Source organism: Acidovorax sp. LjRoot66, from assembly GCF_964253305.1.
In the GTDB taxonomy this organism is placed as follows: domain Bacteria; phylum Pseudomonadota; class Gammaproteobacteria; order Burkholderiales; family Burkholderiaceae_C; genus Acidovorax.
Map to the genome: position 1 here is coordinate 339,593 of NZ_CAXUQU020000001.1, position 15,993 is coordinate 355,585.

The window sequence follows — 15,993 nt, forward strand, 5'->3', positions numbered from 1 at the left end:
TGAGAAGGAGGAGGCGATGGATTGGTCGAGGGAAGAAGTTGAGGCCATCGTCGCAGACTACCTCCACATGCTGACGTTGGAGCTGGCCGGCCAAAGCTACAGCAAAACAGCGCACCGCCGCGCGCTCCAGTCCAAACTCAATGGCCGCTCAGATGGATCAATAGAGTTCAAGCACGGCAACATCAGTGCAGCCATGCTTACGCTGGGGTTTCCATACATTCGGGGCTATCAGCCACGGTCGAATTTTCAAGCGCTCTTGCTCGCCGTGTTGGAAGAGCAGGTAGGAGCAAGGCCATCGCTTGATCAAGCGGCGATGGTTGCGGTTCAGCAGCCTGCCATGGCTCCTCTGCAATCAGATTTCTCGCACGTGAAAGCGCAGGCGCCGATCAGACAACACCGGACCGCAGAGGCGCAATCACCTCTGAGCTTCGCGGGAGTCAAAAGAGACTATCTGGAACGGGAAGCGCGGAACCAATCGCTTGGTTTGGCGGGAGAGGAGTTTGTGCTCCAGTATGAACACTGGCGACTCAACCAATTGGGCCAACCAAAACTTGCAGACCGCGTGGAACACGTCTCTCGCACCAAGGGAGATGGACTAGGGTTTGATGTGCTGTCGTATGAAACTGATGGGCGTGAGCGATTCGTGGAAGTGAAGACCACGACGTTTGGGAAAGACACGCCGTTCTTTGTATCGAGGGGCGAGCTCACGCTCTCAAGCAAAGCCAAAGACCAATTCCACCTGTATCGCCTATTTGAGTTCAGAAAGGCTCCCCGCTTGTTTGCTTTGGTGGGAGCGCTTGAACAACACTGTTCATTGGACCCGGTCACCTATCGTGCAAGCTTCAACTGAAACCAGCTCTCGTCCCTGTGCATTTCACAGACATGAACACAACCACCATCAACGATTCCGACGACGCCTCCCCCGGCTGGGACGCCATCTCCACCCGCCTGGACCAGCTCTATCCCGGCCAGGAGCCCAAGCACTTCGGCACGCTGATCTCTTACAGGCTGGGCGGGCCAGACCCGCTGGATGGCATCAGCGCGTGGCGACGCACGGACCCGGTGCCGCACTGGCACTTTGTCACCTATGGGTTCAGCGAGCTGTATGCCAAGGAGTCGGACGACCCAGCGGTGAGTGGCTATGGCTTTGAGTTGACCTTTCGGCTGGCGATTGCGCCCGACACCGCGACGGATGCAGAGCCCCCGATGTGGGCGCTGAGTTTTTTGCAGAACCTGGCGCGCTATGTTTTCCAGAGCGGTAACGTTTTCAAAGACGGGGATTGGATGACCGCCAACGGCCCCATTGCGCTGGGGCAGGCCACGCAGATCTCCTCCATGGGCTTTCTGACAGACCCAGAGCTGGCCGAGCCCCTTGCCACACGCAATGGCGAGGTAACCTTTTTGCAGGTGGTGGGCATGACGCTGGACGAAGAGCGCGCGGCCAAGCAGTGGCGCACGCGCAACCTGCTCGATGTGCTGCTGCCGCACATGCCGCTGTGGGTGACGGACCTGAGCCGCGCCTCGCTGCTGGCCCACCCGGCGGTCAAGCAGCAGGTGGACGAGGGCTTGCGGCAGGATGGGTCATCCAGCGGGTACCTGTTTACCGATGTGCTGGGCCTTAAGCAGGTAAAGCGCCTGCTGCGCAAGCCGCTGACGCAGGTGACCCTCGGTGCCCGCCAAGTGGAGGAGCTGGTGGCCCTGCTGCCGCTGCGCCTGCCGTTTGGCCGCACGCTGCGCGTGGCGGGGCACGAGTGGCAGTTGCTGCTGGAGCCTGCGGGTGCCGATGGCCAGAACGCGGTTGAATGGCGGGGCGAGGGGGAGAGTGCTGTGGTGCTGCGCCTGACCGACGCCACGGTGCAGCAGTTTGCGCAGACGATACAGCCGCGTGAGGGCCGCTATACGCTGCCGCTGCTGCCCGAGGTGGAGTGGCAGGTGCAGAAGACGACGATCACGGATTCGACCGGGAAGGTTGTTGAGGTGATCGGCTGACCAGACCAGCCGTTCAGTCAATCACGCGCTGCGGCCAATCGACCACAGGCGCGACTACCCCAACGGGTTTGCATTCGACCGGATGACAAGACGGGGCGCCGTAGACAGTGCTGTAGCACGGCAAGGCGCCCCAACGACGTCAGACGGTCGAAAGCAAAGCCGTGCTTACTCTTGCTTGGTTTGCTTCCAAATGCGGTCGGCGCGCTCCCAGGCGGCCTTGGCAGCAGGCTCGGCTTCCATCCAGCTCAGGCGGCTGGTCTCGCGGTCCGAATCCCAGCGGGTTTGCAGGTGGCCACGGGCGTCGTCCCAGGTGGTGCCGCGCCCGTCGATCACGCTCTGGTAGCCGTGGCGGTAGGCGGGTGCATAGTCTTCGTAGGTGTAGGCATCGGAGTAATAGGGTTCCCGGCCATGGGCGTCGCGCCAGTAGGCGTCTTCGGCCGTGGGGTTGACGGCTTCAGCGGCGCCCTTGCCGGCCAAGCCGCCGACGACTGCGCCGACCACGGCACCCACTGCGGTGCCGATGGGGCCGCCAAGGGAGCCGGCAGCGGCGCCGGTGACCGCACCACCCGCCGCGCCGATGCCGGTGCCGACGGGGTGGGCGCCGGGTGCGCCGGTGATGGGATCGGGGTTGAGGTCGTGGTTGATGGTGGTGTTGTCTCGGGCCATGGTGTGCTCCTGGTGTTGTCGGGTGGAACTCCATGGTCTATGCACCCACGCTGGCGTGGCGTAGGCAAACGGCCCAATGCCGTGCCAGAGGGCAGGGCCTACCTACAACACCCTGCGCGGCGCGGCCGTGGCCGCATCGCCGCTGTTGGGCGTGCCTGTCGATTCGATCAGCAAAATATGCGCCTCGCCACTGGCGCGCGGGCGGTGCTCCACCCCCTTGGGCACCACGTAGAGTTGGCCGGGGTGCAGGGTGACCATGGCGCCGCCGGGCAGGTCGATCTCTACGGTGCCCTGCAGTACAAGGAAGAAGTCGTCGGTGTGGGGGTGGCTGTGCCACTGGTACTCGCCCTGGATCTTGGCGACCATGATGTCGTGGCCGTTGAACTCGGCCACGGTGCGCGGGGCCCAGTGCTCGGTGAACTGGGTGAGCTTGTGGGCCAGGTTGATGGCGGGGACGGGGGTGGGGGCGTTGGTGGTGTCAGGCATGGGGTAAGTTGGCTGTATGGCTTGGCTATACCGCGCCGATGGGCGGGTTGCTGTCTGCAGTGTCGCCACCGGGCGCGGGGCGGTCTTGTACATTTGTTGCATGCACGCCGGGGACCCAAGCTCCTCCTCTTCCTCCTCTTCTCCCGCGTCGCCCAGCCCGCGCGACTGGGCCGAGATGCGGCCGCTGGCGTCGGGCGGGGTGACGCTGCTCAACGCGCATTTCACGCAGCACCGGTTCGAGCGGCACAGCCACGAGACGTATTCGATCGGGGTCACGCGCTCGGGGGTGCAGACCTTTGCGTGCCGGGGTGCGCGCCATGCCAGCCTGGCGGGCGATGTGATCTTGTTCAACCCCGATGAGCCGCACGACGGCAGCCGGGGCACGGATGCGGGGTTTGGCTATTCGATGCTGTATGTGGATGCTGCGCTGGTGCACGCCCTGGTGGCAGACCGGGCGGCAGGGAGCCCCACCGGTGCGGCCCACTACTTCAAGGCACCCGTGGTGCACGACCCGCAGGGCGCACTGCTGCTGCAGCGGGCCGTGGCGGCGGTGGCCGAGCGGCAGGAGTCGCTGCATGGCGAGGAGCGCACCGCCGCCGCCGTGCAGGCGCTGCTGGGCCGCCATGGCGAGGTGCGGGTGGACTGGGCGCAGAGCGTGAACGCAGGCCGCCAGCGCATGGCCCTGGTGCGCGAGTACCTCCATGTCCACTTTGCCGACGACGTGACGGTGCAGGCCCTGGCCACGCAGGCCGGCCTGTCGCGCGCACACCTGACGCGCGCCTTCACCGCCACCTACGGCATGGCGCCGCACGCCTACCTGAACATGGTGCGCGTGCGCCAGGCGCAGGCTGCGCTGCGGCAGGGCGGCGCGGTGGCCGATGTGGCGGCGGCCTGCGGCTTTGCCGACCAGAGCCACCTGACGCGGCGCTTCAAGGGCCAGGTGGGCATGGCGCCGGGGCGGTGGCTTTCGCACATGCAGGCCGGCTGATCAATCGCCAAAAGGGGGGTGTTGCGCCCACCGCACACCCCATAGGCACACGCACCTAAGTTGCTGCGCCCGCTGTAAGCAGTTGCAACCCGATGCTAGAGTGCGCGGGCGGGTTTGCCCGCCTGCGTGGGGAGCGCAGTACCACCCAACAACGAATCCAACATCCATCATGCGTTTTCTGACACGATATTTCCGTGCGCTTGCCTTGTTCATTGCTGCGCTGGCCCTCGTGGGCTGCGCGCAGGTGCCCCGGGCCTCCATGACAGAAGAGGTCAAGGCCAAGCAGTTCGCACCCCAGGCCGAAACGGCTTCGCTGTACATCTTCCGCGACGAGATATTCGGCGGCGCGATCTCCATGCCGGTGAACCTCAACAACCAGAACCTGGGCTACACGGGGCCCAAGAGCTTCTTCTACCTGAACGTGGCACCGGGCCGGTACACCATCGAGTCGATGGCTGAGAACCAAGCCTCCATCAGCATCGACGTGCAGGCGGCCAGGAACTACTTCGTGTGGCAAGAGGTAAAGATGGGCCTGTTCCAGGCGCGCAGCAACCTCACCCAAACGGACGATGCCAGGGGCCGCCAGGGGGTGCTGGCCTCCAAGATGATCGCGGTGAAGCCGGGCATTGCCTTCGCAACGGCGGGCGGCGTGCCGATGGCCGTTGCACCCGCACCGGCTTTGGTAGCGACACCCGTACCGGCACCTGCATCCACCCCAGCACCCGGTACGGCGCCCGTCCCAGGGTCTGCGCCAGCCCCGGCAGGCGCCACGGTGTCGATGCCGTTCGTGCCCGACTTCAAGCCGGTGGCCCGCACTGCAGCGCCCGCAGCAGCAGCGCCAGCGCCTGGGCCAAGGCCTGCGTCACCCACGGCAACCGCCGCGATGTCAATGCCTTTCGCGTCCGACTCCAAGCCGGTGGGCCGCGTTGCCCCGCCAGCACCAGCAGCAGCCCCCGCAGCGCAAAGCGTGCCCGCCGCCGCCACGGTGGCGGTGGTGAACCCGGCCCAGCCCGCACCTGCGGCGACGACTGCCGCCGCGCCCATGTCCGCCAGCAAGAAAGAGTCGCGCCTGCAGTGGCTCAAGCAGATGCGCGATGCCAACCTGATCACCTCGGGCGAGTACGAGACCAAGCGCCAGCAGGTGCTGAGCGCGCCCTGATAGACCAGGGCAGTCCACAATCAATCCATCGAAGGGCCCCGCAAGGGCCCTTTTCTCATTGCGCGCTGGGCGCACCTGTAGGACGATGCGCACCCGCATTGCCCGTGGCATCCGACCCCAGCGGGGGCACCCGCGTGGTCCGATAGTCCCTTTGCATTTACAGGAGCCAAACCATGTCTGAAAAGAAAGCCAGCGTTCATTGGGAAGGTGCGGGCAAGACCGGCCAGGGCCAGGTGAGCACCGAGACCGGCGCACTCGACAAGCACCCCTATGGCTTTGGCAGCCGTTTTGGCGATGACCGCAAGGGCACCAACCCCGAGGAGATCGTGGGTGCAGCGCATGCCTCGTGCTTCACCATGGCGTTTGCCTTTGCGGCCGAAAAGGCGGGCATTGCCACCGAGGTGATCGACACCACGGCGGCGGTGCGGCTGACCAAGGAGGGCGATGGCTTCGTCATCGACCGCATTGCGCTCACGCTCAAGGCCAAGGTGCCGGGCATGGACGAGGCGGCATTCCAGAAGCTTGCGGCCGAGGCCAAGGCGAACTGCCCGCTGTCGAAGGCGCTGGCCGCGGTGCCGGAGATCACGCTGACGGCGACGCTGGTCAACTGAACTTCGCGAGTGCATCACCAGGCCTGCAACGGCCCGGTGAGTAGGGCTGGGCCGCTTCACGCGCCCAGCCCTTTCTTTTGGCTGCTGCCCAGTCTTTAGCGCAGCGCGCCGGCCAGCGCGGCGAAAGCCAGGCGGTCATAGTTGTGCGTGAAGGCGGTGTTGGGCACGGGGTGCGACGAGAGCTTGACCACCACCAGCTGCGCGGCCGGGTTGATGTGGATGTGCTGGCCCATGAGGCCCTTGGCCTCGAAAGTGCCATCGGCATCGTGGGGCAGCCACCAGTGGTTGTGGTACGAGTAGCCTGCGCGCATGGTCTGGCCGGCGGCCTTGAACTTCTCGGGGTCGGCGCCCTTGCGCAGCTCGGCCACGGTGGCGGCGGAGATGACCTGCTTGCCGTTGAAGTGGCCGTTCTGGCGCAGCGTTTCGCCCAGGCGGCCCAGGTCGCGCAGCGTGGCGTTGACGCCCACGCTGGTGGACTGGGTGCCGTTGGGGTCGGCGAAGACATAGGCGTCTTGCTCGGCGCCGATGGGGGCCCAGATGCGCTCGGACATCAGGGTGGCAAAGCTCTTGCCGGTCACGCGCTGCAGGATCCAGCCGATGACCTCGGTGTCCACCGTCTTGTAGTTGAAGCCCTTGCCGTGCTCGCCCTCTTTCTGCACGGTGGGCAGGTAGTCGAACAGTGCCTTGGCACCCGGGTAGTTGGGTGGCGCGGGCACCAGGCCGGCGGCGATGAGGTACTGGAAGATGCCCGAGGCGGGGCTGGCAAAGTCTTCGGCGTACTGTACGCCGGTGGTCATGTCCAGAGTCTGCTGCACGGTGGCATCGGCCCAGGCGCTGCCGGCCAGCTCGGGCAGGTAGCGGGTGACGGGGGCGGCGGGGTCGATCAGCCCCTGCTGGATCAGCTCGGTGGCCAGCAGGCCGGTGAGCGACTTGCTCATGGACCACAGCACATGGGGCACGTGCGGCTGGTTGCCGACGTAGTGGCGCTCGTACACCACGCGGCCCTGGTGGATGACCAGCAGGCCGTCGGTATAGGTGGCCTTTTGCCAGTTGGCCAGCGTGGTCTTGGCGCCCTTGTCGTCGAGGAAAGGCAGGGCATCGAGTTCGCGCGGCGTGGCCTGCATCTCGCTTGCGGGGCCCGGGCCGCGCGCTATGTTGGCGGTGGGGCCCAGCTCGCGCAGGTGGTGCAGGGCCCAGCGGGCGTTGGGGTACTTGAGGATGTTGGCCAGCCGCACCTGCTTGTCGGGCGGGGGCGGAAAGCCCTGCATGAGCTTGAGCGCGATGGGGTCGGTAGCGTCGGGTGGTGGCAACGCAGGTTGCGCGTGGCTGGCCTGGGCCAGGGCGAGAAAGGCCGTGGCGACGGCAAGCGACAGGGCGCGGCGGGGCGGGTGCATGGTGGATATCTCCTGGAGAAAATTAGGGGTTGGGCAGGGGGATGGGGAAAGAGGGGCGCAGCTCAGGTGGGCCAGGGCACGGTCATGGCAGGGCCCCAGCGCCTGCGGTGGGTGCTGGCGCAGGCCGGCGCCAGACCTGCGTCTTGCCGAACAGCGCGATGCCCACGTAGGCGTGCACGCGCAGCTGGTCGGTGCCGGCGGGGGTGAGGGTGGCGCTGTAGGTCTTGGCGTTCTCGCGGTTGTAGATTTCGCCTGTGTGTTCGTTGGCGCCGCTTGGCCTGAAGCCCGAGAGCAGGGTCATGCCCAGGGCCGGGCGCTTGTCGGCGAACTCGCCGGCCTGGCCGGGGCCGGCCATGGAGCGGTTGGCCATGACCTTGACGACCTTGCCGCACAGGGTGGCGCTGCCGCTGCTGCAGGGGGCGACCTCCACTTCGAGGTTGCCGCTTTCGGTGACCCAGCGGCCCAGCGGGGCCCGGGATTCGGCGCCGGCCTGCTGGGCGCCGGCGGGTGGCAGTGCGGCGTACAGGGTGAGCGCGGCCAGCAGGTGGAAGGCGGTGGCAGACTGCGGTGTCATGGAGGAGCCCTCGTGGTGAAGTTCAGGAAGACTGCATTGAAGCCAGTCCAGGTATCGGGCATTTGTCCGCCCGGGGGCTTTTGGTGTGCGCAGGTGTAGCGCCTGCGCGCCGACAAGTTGGGATACAAACCCGCTGCGGGCGCGCCCGCATTGCCTGGAGAATCGAGCCCATGCAGCAGCAGCCTGAAGACCATGTACTGATCGTCGACGACGATGCCGGCATCCGCGAACTGGCGGCCCAGTACCTGCGCAAGCAGGGCCTGCAGGTGAGCGTGGCGGCCGATGGGCGGCAGATGCGCGCGGTGCTGGCGGGCACGCGCATCGACCTGCTGGTGCTGGACCTGATGCTGCCCGGCACCGACGGCATTGCGCTGTGCCGCGAGCTGCGCAGCCCGGGCGCACCGGCGCTGCCCATCATCATGCTCACCGCGCGCAGCGACGAGGCCGACCGCATCCTGGGCCTGGAGCTGGGGGCCGACGACTACGTGACCAAGCCCTTTGCAGCGCGCGAGCTGCTGGCGCGCATCCACGCGGTGCTGCGGCGCACGCGCATGCTGCCGCCCAACCTGGCAGTCACCGAGCCGGCGCGCGAGCTGGCGTTTGGCGACTGGCGGCTGGACACCACGGCGCGCCATCTGCTGGATGCCAGCGGCGCGGTGGTGGCCCTGTCGGGTGCGGAGTACCGGCTGCTGCGCGTGCTGCTGGACCACCCGCAGCGCGTGCTGACGCGCGACCAGTTGCTGCAGCTGACGCAGGGGCGCGATGCCGAGGTGTTCGACCGCTCCATCGACCTGCTGGTGAGCCGCGTGCGCCAGCGCCTGGGCGACGGCGTGCGCGGCTCGCGCTATATCAAGACAGTGCGCAACGAGGGCTATGTGTTCTGCGCTGCGGTGCAAGCCGCGCAGGCAGGGGCGGGAAGCGCATGAAGCGCTGGTGGCCGGGCTCGCTGTTCGGGCGCATTCTGCTGGTGCTGGCGCTGGGCCTGGCGCTGGCGCATGCGCTGACCTTCATGCTGGCGGTGACCGAGCGCAGCATGAGCATGCGCAACGCCATGGTGGGCTACCTGGCAAGCGACGTGGCCAGCTCGGTGGCGGTGCTGGAGCGGCTGCCCGCTGGCGAGCGCGGCCAGTGGCTCACGCGCCTGGCGCGGCGCAACTACCGCTTCGTGCTGGCCGAGCCGCTGCCGGTACCCGCCAGCCAGTCGACCCTGGCGCTGCTGGTGGCAGGCACCGTGGCAGAGGCGCTACCGCCCGGCCGTACGGTGCAGGTGGTGGACCCTGGGCTGCCCGGCACCGAGCTGCGTCTGCAGCTGCGCCTGGTGGACGGCACGCCGCTGGCCGTGGACATGGACGAGCCCCGGCTGCAGGTGTCGCGCTGGGTGCTGGCGGCCCTGGCGCTGCAGCTGGCGGTGCTGGTGGGCCTGTGCGCCTGGGCCGTGCGCGCGGCCACCCGCCCCTTGAACGCGCTGGCCGACGCGGCCGATGCCCTGGGCGCCGCGCAGGCGGCGGTGCCCCTGGCCGAGGACGGCCCGCGCGAGGTGGTGCGCGCCGCCGCCGCCTTCAACCGCATGCAGCAGCGCATACAGGCGTACCTGCAGGAGCGCATGCAGATCCTGGCGGCGGTGTCGCACGACCTGCAGACCCCCATCACCCGCCTGCGGCTGCGCGCCGACCTGCTGGACGACGCGACCCTGCGCGACAAGCTGCATGCCGACCTGGCCGAGATGCAGTCGCTGGTGGAGGAGGGCATTGCCTACGCGCGATCGCCCCAGGCCGTGCGCGAGCCCCTGCAGCGCGTGGACCTGCGCGCGCTGGTGGAAAGCCTGGCCATGGACTACGCCGACGCGGGCATGCCGGTGCGCGTGCTGCACGCGGCAGGCGGCATCTGCGACACGCGCCCGCACGCGCTGCGCCGGCTGCTGTGCAACCTGGTGGACAACGCGCTCAAGTTTGCGGGCAGTGCCGAGCTGGCGCTGGAGGCCGCCCCGCAGGGCCGATGGTGCGTGCGCGTGCTGGACCGCGGCCCGGGCATACCACAGGCGGACCTGGCCACCGTGCTGCAGCCCTATGTGCGGCTGGAGGATTCGCGCAACCGTGGCACCGGCGGCACGGGCCTGGGCCTGGCCATTGCGAACGAGCTGGCCCAGGCGCTGGGCGGACGTCTGGTGCTGGCGCCACGCGAGGATGGCGGCGAGGGGCTGGAGGCACGGGTGGAGTTGCCGGCATAGCGCTGTAGCCGGGCCGCGCTGGTACAGTGCCCTTTCCGTGGATTGACTCGTGACAGGGAACGCCATGACTGACAGCAGCAACAGCAAGCAGCAGCACATCCGCATCGGCATCGGCGGCTGGACCTTCGAGCCCTGGCGCGGCAACTTCTACCCCGCAGGCCTGTCGCACGCCAAGGAGCTGCACTACGCCAGCCGCCAGCTCACGGCCATCGAGGTCAACGGCACCTACTACAGCACCTTCAAGCCGCCCACCTTTGCCAAGTGGCACGGCGAGACGCCCGATGGGTTCATGTTCTCGCTCAAGGCCAACCGCTTTGCGACCAACCGCCGGGTGCTGGCCGAGGCGGGCGATTCGATCAAGCGCTTTGTCGACAGCGGGATCTCCGAGCTCAAGGACAAGCTCGGGCCCATCGTCTGGCAGTTCATGCCGAGCAAGCAGTTCGAGCCGGGGGATTTCGAGGCCTTTCTGGCCCTGCTGCCCCAGGCGGTGGACGGGCGCACGCTGCGCCATGTGCTGGACGTGCGCCACGAGAGCTTTGCCACGCCGGCCTTCATCGAACTGGCGCGCCGGTATGGCTGCGTGCCGGTGCACACCGATTCCGAGAAATTCCCGGCCATCGCCGATGGGGCGGCCGATTTTGCCTACCTGCGCCTGATGCGCAGCCAGGCCGACGTGCCCACCGGCTATACGCCCGAGGTGATTGCGCAGTGGGCCCAGGGCGTGCGCACCTGGACGGGCGGCGAGCGGCCGCGCGATGTGTTCGTGTACTTCATCAACGGCGCGAAGGAACGTGCGCCGGCGGGGGCCATGGAGCTGATCAGGCAGCTGGGGATCGCGCTGCCAAAGGCAGAGCAGGGCACCACACAAGCGTTGTTCTAGACCGTGTCGCGCTGCGTGAAGCCCTGCGGTGGCTCACCGCCATCGGGCACATTGCCCACCACTACGCGCTTCACCTGCGCCTGCGCGGGCCCCTGGTGCGCCCAGTCGACGAGGGCCTGCACGGCCTGCGGGGTGCCCCAGGCGCAGGCCTCCACCCGGCCATCGCTGCGGTTGCGCACCCAGCCCTGCACGCCCAGGCGCTTGGCTGCCTGGGTCATGGACCAGCGGTAGCCGACCCCCTGCACATGGCCGGTGATGAGGAGGTGGCGGGTGATGAGGTTGTCGGAGTCCATGGCCGGCACTGTACCGCGAGCCTTGCAGGGCAGGCACGCTGGGGGCACACTGCCCGTATGAGCACAGCCCCACGCAAGGCCCTGCCCGCCATCGACACCGACCGCTGCACCGGCTGCGGCTGGTGCATCGCCGTGTGCCCCCCGCACGTGCTGTCGCTGCAGGTACAGGGGCCGCACAGCTGGGGGCCCAAGCGATCCATGCTGCACGACGAGCCGGGCTGCACGGGGTGCGCGCTGTGTGCGGTGCGCTGCCCGTTCGATGCGATACGCATGGTGCGAACCACGGACCATGCAACGACCCCTTGACGCCCCCCACGCCCAATCCGCTACACTGTCAACCATGTCGTACACCTCCATCCACACCGCGTTTGCCGCTGCCCCCATGGGCATGTGCATGATGCTGCCTGCGTTCACGCGGGCGATGGGTGCACGAATGATTACCACCATTACCCCTGCGGCCACCTGAGCACGCGCAGGTGGCCGTTTCGGCAGCCACCTGGTGATCGCTCTCTCCCTCCTCCCCGGAATGAACGAATGAAACCCAGCTCTGGCAGCTGGGTTTTTTGTTTTGTTCGTTTGTTTTTTGGCTGCCTGGCAGCCAGCAACCCGGAGAAGGAAGCTCTTTATGTACCGCGATCCCGTCCAATCCCTTCAGCCTGAGCAGCACAGCATTGCCACGACCATGGCCATGCCTGCTGCCACCCGCCCCCTGCGCGTGGGCATGATCGGCATTGGCACCGTGGGCGCAGGAACTTTCCGCGTGCTGGCACGCAACCAGGACGTGGTTGCAGCCCGCGCCGGGCGTGGCATCGAGGTGGTGGTGGTGGCGGCGCGCAACCTGGCGCGCGCCGCCGGCGTGGTGGGCACGGGCGTGGCACTGACCAACGACCCGATGCAGGTGGCCACCCACCCCGATGTGGACGTGGTGGTGGAGGCCGCAGGCGGCACCGGCCCGGCGCGCGAATGGCTGCTGGCGGCCATGGCGGCGGGCAAGCACGTGGTGACGGCCAACAAGGCGCTGCTGGCGGTGCATGGCAACGAGCTGTTTGCCGCCGCGCGCCAGCATGGCGTGGCGCTGGCCTATGAGGGGGCGGTGGCCGTGAGCATCCCCATCATCAAGGCGCTGCGCGAGGGCCTCACGGCCAACCGCATCGAGTGGGTGGCAGGCATCATCAACGGCACCACCAATTTCATCCTGAGCAAGATGCGCGACGAAGGCCTGGGGTTTGCAGAGGCGCTTGAGCAGGCGCAGGCCCTGGGCTATGCCGAGGCGGACCCGGCCTTCGACATCGAGGGCGTGGACGCGGCGCACAAGATCACGCTGCTGGCGGCCAATGCCTTCGGCATGCCGGTGCGCTTTGCCGATGCGCAGGTGGAGGGCATCACCGCGCTGCAGGGGCTGGACGTGGCCTGCGCGGAGCAGCTGGGCTACCGCATCAAGCTGCTGGGCGTGGCGCGCCGGCAGGGCGACGCTGGCGTGGAGCTGCGCGTGCAGCCCGCGCTGGTGCCGGCCACGCACCTCATGGCGCATGTCAACGGCTCGATGAACGGCATCATGGTCAAGGGCGATGCGGCCGGGGTGACCATGTACTACGGCGCGGGCGCGGGCTCGGAGCAGACGGCATCGGCCGTGATCGCCGACCTGGTGGACGTGGCGCGGCTCGACGGCACGAACGCGGCGCAGCGCGTGCCGCACCTGGGCTTTCACGCCCATGCGGTGGACGAACACCTGGCCGTGCTGCCGCGCGCCGCCGTGCACACGCGCCACTACCTGCGCGTGCCGGTGCACGTGGCGCAGGACATCGGGGCCGTGGGCGCCTGGCTGGCCGCCCAGCAGGTACCGGTGGCGCAAGTGGTGCTGGCGGCAGACAAGGCGCTGCCCCCGGGCAGTGGCGCCCAGGTGCTGGTGCTGACCGATGCGGTGGCCCAGGCCACGGTGGATTTGGCGGTGCACGCGCTGGCGGCGCACCCGGCCGTTGCCGGGGCGGTGACGACGCTGCGCGTGGAAACGCTGGACGCCTGAGGTTTCAGGCGGCGGCGCCTGGTGCGCCCTGCTGCACCAGCGCGGCCATGGCCAGCGCCGCAGGCGTGCCTTCGGCCGTGAGGCCGGCGACCACGCCCGCGCGGTCGGTGTCGGTGCGGTTCTGGCTGACCTTCCATACGCCCTCCCAGCGCTCCACCGCGAGCTCGATGCCGACGATGGCGCGCATCATCTGCTCGATGTAGGCCGGCGGTGCGTCGTCCAGGCGCCAGGGCTCGGGACGGTGCGCTTCGTGCGCCTGGCTCAGCGTGTGCAGGATGGACCGGAGTGTGGCGGGGTCGTCCTTGAGCGCGGTGAGCGTGCCGTGGGCATGCACGGTGGCGTAGTTCCAGGTGGGCACCTGCTTGCCGTCGATGGCCTTGGACGGATACCAGGTGGGCGAGATATAGGCCTGCGGCCCGTGGAAGATGGCCACGGCGGTCTGCGGCAGCAGCGGCCATACGCTGTTGGCGCGCGCCACGTGACCGACCAGCGTGCCGTGCTCGCCGCGCGTGGGATCGAGGTACAGCGGCACATGGTTGGCGTGCAGCGCGCCTTCGCGCGTGATGACCAGCGTGGCCAGGGGCTGGGCACGCACCAGGGACTGCAGCACGGCGGCGTCGGCCACGCGGAACTGGCGGTTGGCATTGGCCATGGTTCAGCCCCCTTCGCTCAGTTGCAGCACGGGCGCGCAGTCGATCTGCGTCTTGACCGAGTTGGCCAGGAAGCACGAGGCATGGGCCTTGTGGTGCAGGTCGTCGAGCTGCGCGGCGCTGGGTGCGTGGGCCGCATCGAAGCGGGTGACCGGCTTGAGCTGCACATGGGTCACGACGAGCTGGCCCGCATCATTCTTGGCCATGGTGCCCACGGAGGCGTCGCTGTAGCTGTCGAGCCGATAGCCCGCGCGGCTGACGAAATCCATGAACCACAGCATGTGGCAGCTGGACAGCGCAGCGACGTAGGCCTCCTCGGGGTCGACCGCGGTCGCGTCTGAGTAGGGCAGGGGCACGACGTGCGGCGAGGACGATGCGGCCACGGTGGCGCCGCCGTCGAACTGCCAAGTGTGGGCGCGGTGGTAGCGCTTGTCGAGAAAATCGTCGCTGCCGCGTTGCCAGGTGATGGTGGCGAAATGCTCTGCCATGGTGGGGGTGCTTTCGGCTGTGGCCGGGTGGGGACCGGGGGGTTTCTACAATGGTTCCTCAGTTTATGGCCGTGTCGCCACATTCAGGGGGCCAATTCATGCCGGTTGCCAGAGCCAATCCCACCGTCGGCAGCAGCAGCACGCTGCGCCAGCAGGTCTATGAGCGCCTGCGCGGTGCCATCGAGCAGGGCAGCCTGCGCGCGGGCACGCGGCTGCCGCCCTCGCGCGAGCATGCCGCGGCGCTGGGTGTCTCTCGCAACACGGTGCTGTGGGCCGTGCAGCGCCTGCAGGCCGAGGGCTATGTGGAGGCGCGCGTGGGCGATGGCACCTATGTCTCGCAGGCGGCCGGGGGCGCCACCACCCGCACCCAGCAGCAGTTGGTGGCGCCGCCCAGGGGCCTGTCGCGCAGGGGCCAACTGATTGCCGACACAGCGGCGCGCTGGAACCCGCCGGTGGCTGTGGCGCAGGCCTTTCGCATGGGGGCGCCCGAGGTGGACACCTTTCCCTACGCCGTGTGGGACCGCCTGGCACGCCAGGCCGGCCCCGGCCAGCGCGCGGCGCGCGCGCAGTACCTGGACCCGGCCGGCGACCCGCAGCTGCGCGAGGCGGTGGCGCAGTGGCTGTGGGCATCGCGCGGCATCCGCTGCGATGCGGGCCAGGTGGTGGTGTGCTCGGGCTCGCAGCAGGCCATCGACCTGATCGCGCGGCTGCTGCTGGACGTGGGCGACGAGGTGCTGGTGGAAGACCCCGGCTACCCCGGCATACGCGCTGCGCTGCTGGGCCACGGCGTGCGGGCCTGGCCCATGGCCATGGACGGCGAGGGCGCCTGCATTGCCCAGGCCACAGAGCGCTGGCCCGGTGCGCACATGGCGGTGGTGACGCCCACGCACCAGTACCCCACGGGCGTGCGCATGGGCCTGGCGCGGCGCCAGGCACTGCTGCAGTGGGCGCGCGCGCACGATGCCTGGGTGGTGGAGGACGACTACGACGGCGAGTTCCAGTACGGCGCGCAGCGCGTGCCGGCGCTGTGCAGCCTGCCGGGGTCGGAGCGGGTGCTGTACGTGGGCACCTTCTCCAAGACATTGCACCCGGGCCTGCGCCTGGGCTTCATCGTGGCGCCGCCGGCGCTGGTGCAGCCGTTTGCCATGGCGCGTGCCATCACCGATCGGCATGCGCCCGGCGATGCGCAGGCGGTGCTGGCGCAGTTCATTGCCGAGGGGCACCTGCTGCGCCACCTGCGCCAGATGCGCGAGCTGTACCAGGCACGCCAGCAGGCCCTGCGCGATGCACTGGCCGATGCCAGCGACGGCGCGTTGCAGCTGGCCGCTAGCGACCGGGGCATGCACCTGCTGTGCGAGCGTGCGCCGGGCAGCGACGACGAGGCGCTGTGCCGCCAGGCCCAGGCGGCGGGGGTGATGTTGGCACCGCTGTCGCGCTATGCGATGGAGTCCGACCGGCGCGGCTGGCTCTTCGGCTACGCGGGCTTCGGCGTGGCCGAGATCACAGCTGCGGCGCGCACCGTGGGCCGGCTGGCCCGGCGGCTGCCGCGCGCCTGATCACCAAGT

General features: G+C 68.5%; 19 protein-coding genes. 12 read left to right on the top strand and 7 right to left on the bottom strand.

Features of this window, described 5'->3' with window-relative positions; translation table 11 throughout:
* The first annotated feature begins 16 nt into the window (after nt 1–16).
* Both ACSQ3Y_RS01545 and ACSQ3Y_RS01550 read left to right on the top strand, forming a co-directional pair.
* Nucleotides 17–850, top strand: coding sequence for a DUF3883 domain-containing protein (locus ACSQ3Y_RS01545; protein WP_436176206.1), 834 nt, complete (start codon nt 17–19; stop codon nt 848–850).
* Nucleotides 851–882: 32 nt separating this feature from the next.
* Complete coding sequence (locus tag ACSQ3Y_RS01550) at nt 883–1,989, top strand: suppressor of fused domain protein (RefSeq protein WP_436176207.1); 1,107 nt, start codon at nt 883–885, stop codon at nt 1,987–1,989.
* A 165-nt stretch (nt 1,990–2,154) separates the two neighbouring features.
* On the opposite strand, the gene ACSQ3Y_RS01555 is transcribed toward ACSQ3Y_RS01550, so the two are convergent.
* Together ACSQ3Y_RS01555 and ACSQ3Y_RS01560 are read right to left on the bottom strand one after the other, a co-directional pair.
* On the bottom strand, nt 2,155–2,655 hold the full coding sequence (locus tag ACSQ3Y_RS01555; protein WP_436176208.1) for a hypothetical protein: 501 nt from the start codon (nt 2,653–2,655) through the stop codon (nt 2,155–2,157).
* A gap of 102 nt (nt 2,656–2,757) precedes the next feature.
* Nucleotides 2,758–3,141 (bottom strand): cupin domain-containing protein, encoded by a 384-nt coding sequence (locus ACSQ3Y_RS01560; protein WP_436176209.1) that lies wholly within the window; start codon nt 3,139–3,141, stop codon nt 2,758–2,760.
* Between the two features lie 100 nt (nt 3,142–3,241).
* Between ACSQ3Y_RS01560 and ACSQ3Y_RS01565 the strand changes: the two genes are divergently transcribed.
* The 3 genes from ACSQ3Y_RS01565 to ACSQ3Y_RS01575 all read left to right on the top strand — a co-directional run bounded on the left by ACSQ3Y_RS01565 (nt 3,242) and on the right by ACSQ3Y_RS01575 (nt 5,899).
* Nucleotides 3,242–4,129 (top strand): AraC family transcriptional regulator, encoded by an 888-nt coding sequence (locus ACSQ3Y_RS01565; RefSeq protein ID WP_436176210.1) that lies wholly within the window; start codon nt 3,242–3,244, stop codon nt 4,127–4,129.
* Nucleotides 4,130–4,298: 169 nt separating this feature from the next.
* The gene (locus ACSQ3Y_RS01570; protein WP_436176211.1) at nt 4,299–5,288 is read left to right on the top strand and encodes a DUF2846 domain-containing protein; all 990 of its coding nucleotides are present in this window, start codon (nt 4,299–4,301) and stop codon (nt 5,286–5,288) included.
* Nucleotides 5,289–5,461: 173 nt separating this feature from the next.
* On the top strand, nt 5,462–5,899 hold the full coding sequence (locus ACSQ3Y_RS01575; RefSeq protein WP_057200479.1) for an OsmC family protein: 438 nt from the start codon (nt 5,462–5,464) through the stop codon (nt 5,897–5,899).
* A 95-nt stretch (nt 5,900–5,994) separates the two neighbouring features.
* Here the strand turns inward: ACSQ3Y_RS01575 and ACSQ3Y_RS01580 are convergent, their stop codons facing one another.
* Entirely contained in the window at nt 5,995–7,293 is a 1,299-nt protein-coding gene (locus ACSQ3Y_RS01580) for a serine hydrolase domain-containing protein (protein WP_436176212.1), read from the bottom strand.
* An 82-nt stretch (nt 7,294–7,375) separates the two neighbouring features.
* Nucleotides 7,376–7,867 (bottom strand): DUF2147 domain-containing protein, encoded by a 492-nt coding sequence (locus ACSQ3Y_RS01585; protein ID WP_436176213.1) that lies wholly within the window; start codon nt 7,865–7,867, stop codon nt 7,376–7,378.
* Nucleotides 7,868–8,037: 170 nt separating this feature from the next.
* On the opposite strand from ACSQ3Y_RS01585, the gene ACSQ3Y_RS01590 reads away from it, so the two are divergent.
* From ACSQ3Y_RS01590 to ACSQ3Y_RS01600, 3 genes are all read left to right on the top strand, one after another.
* Complete coding sequence (locus ACSQ3Y_RS01590; protein WP_436176214.1) at nt 8,038–8,793, top strand: response regulator; 756 nt, start codon at nt 8,038–8,040, stop codon at nt 8,791–8,793.
* The gene (locus ACSQ3Y_RS01595; protein WP_436176215.1) at nt 8,790–10,094 is read left to right on the top strand and encodes an ATP-binding protein; all 1,305 of its coding nucleotides are present in this window, start codon (nt 8,790–8,792) and stop codon (nt 10,092–10,094) included. The genes ACSQ3Y_RS01590 and ACSQ3Y_RS01595 overlap by 4 nt, the downstream gene beginning before the upstream one ends.
* Nucleotides 10,095–10,158: 64 nt before the next feature.
* Entirely contained in the window at nt 10,159–10,974 is an 816-nt protein-coding gene (locus tag ACSQ3Y_RS01600; RefSeq protein WP_436176216.1) for a DUF72 domain-containing protein, read from the top strand.
* On the opposite strand, the gene ACSQ3Y_RS01605 is transcribed toward ACSQ3Y_RS01600, so the two are convergent.
* A complete protein-coding gene (locus tag ACSQ3Y_RS01605) occupies nt 10,971–11,267 on the bottom strand; it encodes an acylphosphatase (RefSeq protein ID WP_436176217.1) in 297 nt (98 codons plus the stop codon). The genes ACSQ3Y_RS01600 and ACSQ3Y_RS01605 overlap by 4 nt on opposite strands.
* A gap of 57 nt (nt 11,268–11,324) precedes the next feature.
* Between ACSQ3Y_RS01605 and ACSQ3Y_RS01610 the strand changes: the two genes are divergently transcribed.
* The 3 genes from ACSQ3Y_RS01610 to ACSQ3Y_RS01620 all read left to right on the top strand — a co-directional run bounded on the left by ACSQ3Y_RS01610 (nt 11,325) and on the right by ACSQ3Y_RS01620 (nt 13,290).
* On the top strand, nt 11,325–11,573 hold the full coding sequence (locus ACSQ3Y_RS01610) for an ATP-binding protein (protein WP_436176218.1): 249 nt from the start codon (nt 11,325–11,327) through the stop codon (nt 11,571–11,573).
* Between the two features lie 34 nt (nt 11,574–11,607).
* Nucleotides 11,608–11,733 carry a hypothetical protein gene (locus ACSQ3Y_RS01615; protein WP_436176219.1) on the top strand — a complete coding sequence of 42 codons (126 nt, stop codon included), beginning with the start codon at nt 11,608–11,610 and terminating at the stop codon, nt 11,731–11,733.
* 159 nt (nt 11,734–11,892) lie between these two features.
* On the top strand, nt 11,893–13,290 hold the full coding sequence (locus tag ACSQ3Y_RS01620; protein WP_436176220.1) for a homoserine dehydrogenase: 1,398 nt from the start codon (nt 11,893–11,895) through the stop codon (nt 13,288–13,290).
* A 4-nt stretch (nt 13,291–13,294) separates the two neighbouring features.
* Here the strand turns inward: ACSQ3Y_RS01620 and ACSQ3Y_RS01625 are convergent, their stop codons facing one another.
* Together ACSQ3Y_RS01625 and ACSQ3Y_RS01630 are read right to left on the bottom strand one after the other, a co-directional pair.
* Entirely contained in the window at nt 13,295–13,942 is a 648-nt protein-coding gene (locus ACSQ3Y_RS01625) for an FMN-binding negative transcriptional regulator (protein ID WP_436176221.1), read from the bottom strand.
* Between the two features lie 3 nt (nt 13,943–13,945).
* Nucleotides 13,946–14,428 (bottom strand): OsmC family protein, encoded by a 483-nt coding sequence (locus ACSQ3Y_RS01630; protein WP_436176222.1) that lies wholly within the window; start codon nt 14,426–14,428, stop codon nt 13,946–13,948.
* A gap of 98 nt (nt 14,429–14,526) precedes the next feature.
* Between ACSQ3Y_RS01630 and ACSQ3Y_RS01635 the strand changes: the two genes are divergently transcribed.
* Nucleotides 14,527–15,984 (top strand): PLP-dependent aminotransferase family protein, encoded by a 1,458-nt coding sequence (locus ACSQ3Y_RS01635; protein WP_436176223.1) that lies wholly within the window; start codon nt 14,527–14,529, stop codon nt 15,982–15,984.
* Nucleotides 15,985–15,993 lie beyond the last annotated feature (9 nt).

Coding starts and splice junctions, on each gene's coding strand:
- ACSQ3Y_RS01545 (WP_436176206.1), top strand. CDS start 17: ATGGATTGGTCGAGGGAAGAAGTTGAGGCCATCGTCGCAGACTACCTC.
- ACSQ3Y_RS01550 (WP_436176207.1), top strand. CDS start 883: ATGAACACAACCACCATCAACGATTCCGACGACGCCTCCCCCGGCTGG.
- ACSQ3Y_RS01555 (WP_436176208.1), bottom strand. CDS start 2,655: ATGGCCCGAGACAACACCACCATCAACCACGACCTCAACCCCGATCCC.
- ACSQ3Y_RS01560 (WP_436176209.1), bottom strand. CDS start 3,141: ATGCCTGACACCACCAACGCCCCCACCCCCGTCCCCGCCATCAACCTG.
- ACSQ3Y_RS01565 (WP_436176210.1), top strand. CDS start 3,242: ATGCACGCCGGGGACCCAAGCTCCTCCTCTTCCTCCTCTTCTCCCGCG.
- ACSQ3Y_RS01570 (WP_436176211.1), top strand. CDS start 4,299: ATGCGTTTTCTGACACGATATTTCCGTGCGCTTGCCTTGTTCATTGCT.
- ACSQ3Y_RS01575 (WP_057200479.1), top strand. CDS start 5,462: ATGTCTGAAAAGAAAGCCAGCGTTCATTGGGAAGGTGCGGGCAAGACC.
- ACSQ3Y_RS01580 (WP_436176212.1), bottom strand. CDS start 7,293: ATGCACCCGCCCCGCCGCGCCCTGTCGCTTGCCGTCGCCACGGCCTTT.
- ACSQ3Y_RS01585 (WP_436176213.1), bottom strand. CDS start 7,867: ATGACACCGCAGTCTGCCACCGCCTTCCACCTGCTGGCCGCGCTCACC.
- ACSQ3Y_RS01590 (WP_436176214.1), top strand. CDS start 8,038: ATGCAGCAGCAGCCTGAAGACCATGTACTGATCGTCGACGACGATGCC.
- ACSQ3Y_RS01595 (WP_436176215.1), top strand. CDS start 8,790: ATGAAGCGCTGGTGGCCGGGCTCGCTGTTCGGGCGCATTCTGCTGGTG.
- ACSQ3Y_RS01600 (WP_436176216.1), top strand. CDS start 10,159: ATGACTGACAGCAGCAACAGCAAGCAGCAGCACATCCGCATCGGCATC.
- ACSQ3Y_RS01605 (WP_436176217.1), bottom strand. CDS start 11,267: ATGGACTCCGACAACCTCATCACCCGCCACCTCCTCATCACCGGCCAT.
- ACSQ3Y_RS01610 (WP_436176218.1), top strand. CDS start 11,325: ATGAGCACAGCCCCACGCAAGGCCCTGCCCGCCATCGACACCGACCGC.
- ACSQ3Y_RS01615 (WP_436176219.1), top strand. CDS start 11,608: ATGTCGTACACCTCCATCCACACCGCGTTTGCCGCTGCCCCCATGGGC.
- ACSQ3Y_RS01620 (WP_436176220.1), top strand. CDS start 11,893: ATGTACCGCGATCCCGTCCAATCCCTTCAGCCTGAGCAGCACAGCATT.
- ACSQ3Y_RS01625 (WP_436176221.1), bottom strand. CDS start 13,942: ATGGCCAATGCCAACCGCCAGTTCCGCGTGGCCGACGCCGCCGTGCTG.
- ACSQ3Y_RS01630 (WP_436176222.1), bottom strand. CDS start 14,428: ATGGCAGAGCATTTCGCCACCATCACCTGGCAACGCGGCAGCGACGAT.
- ACSQ3Y_RS01635 (WP_436176223.1), top strand. CDS start 14,527: ATGCCGGTTGCCAGAGCCAATCCCACCGTCGGCAGCAGCAGCACGCTG.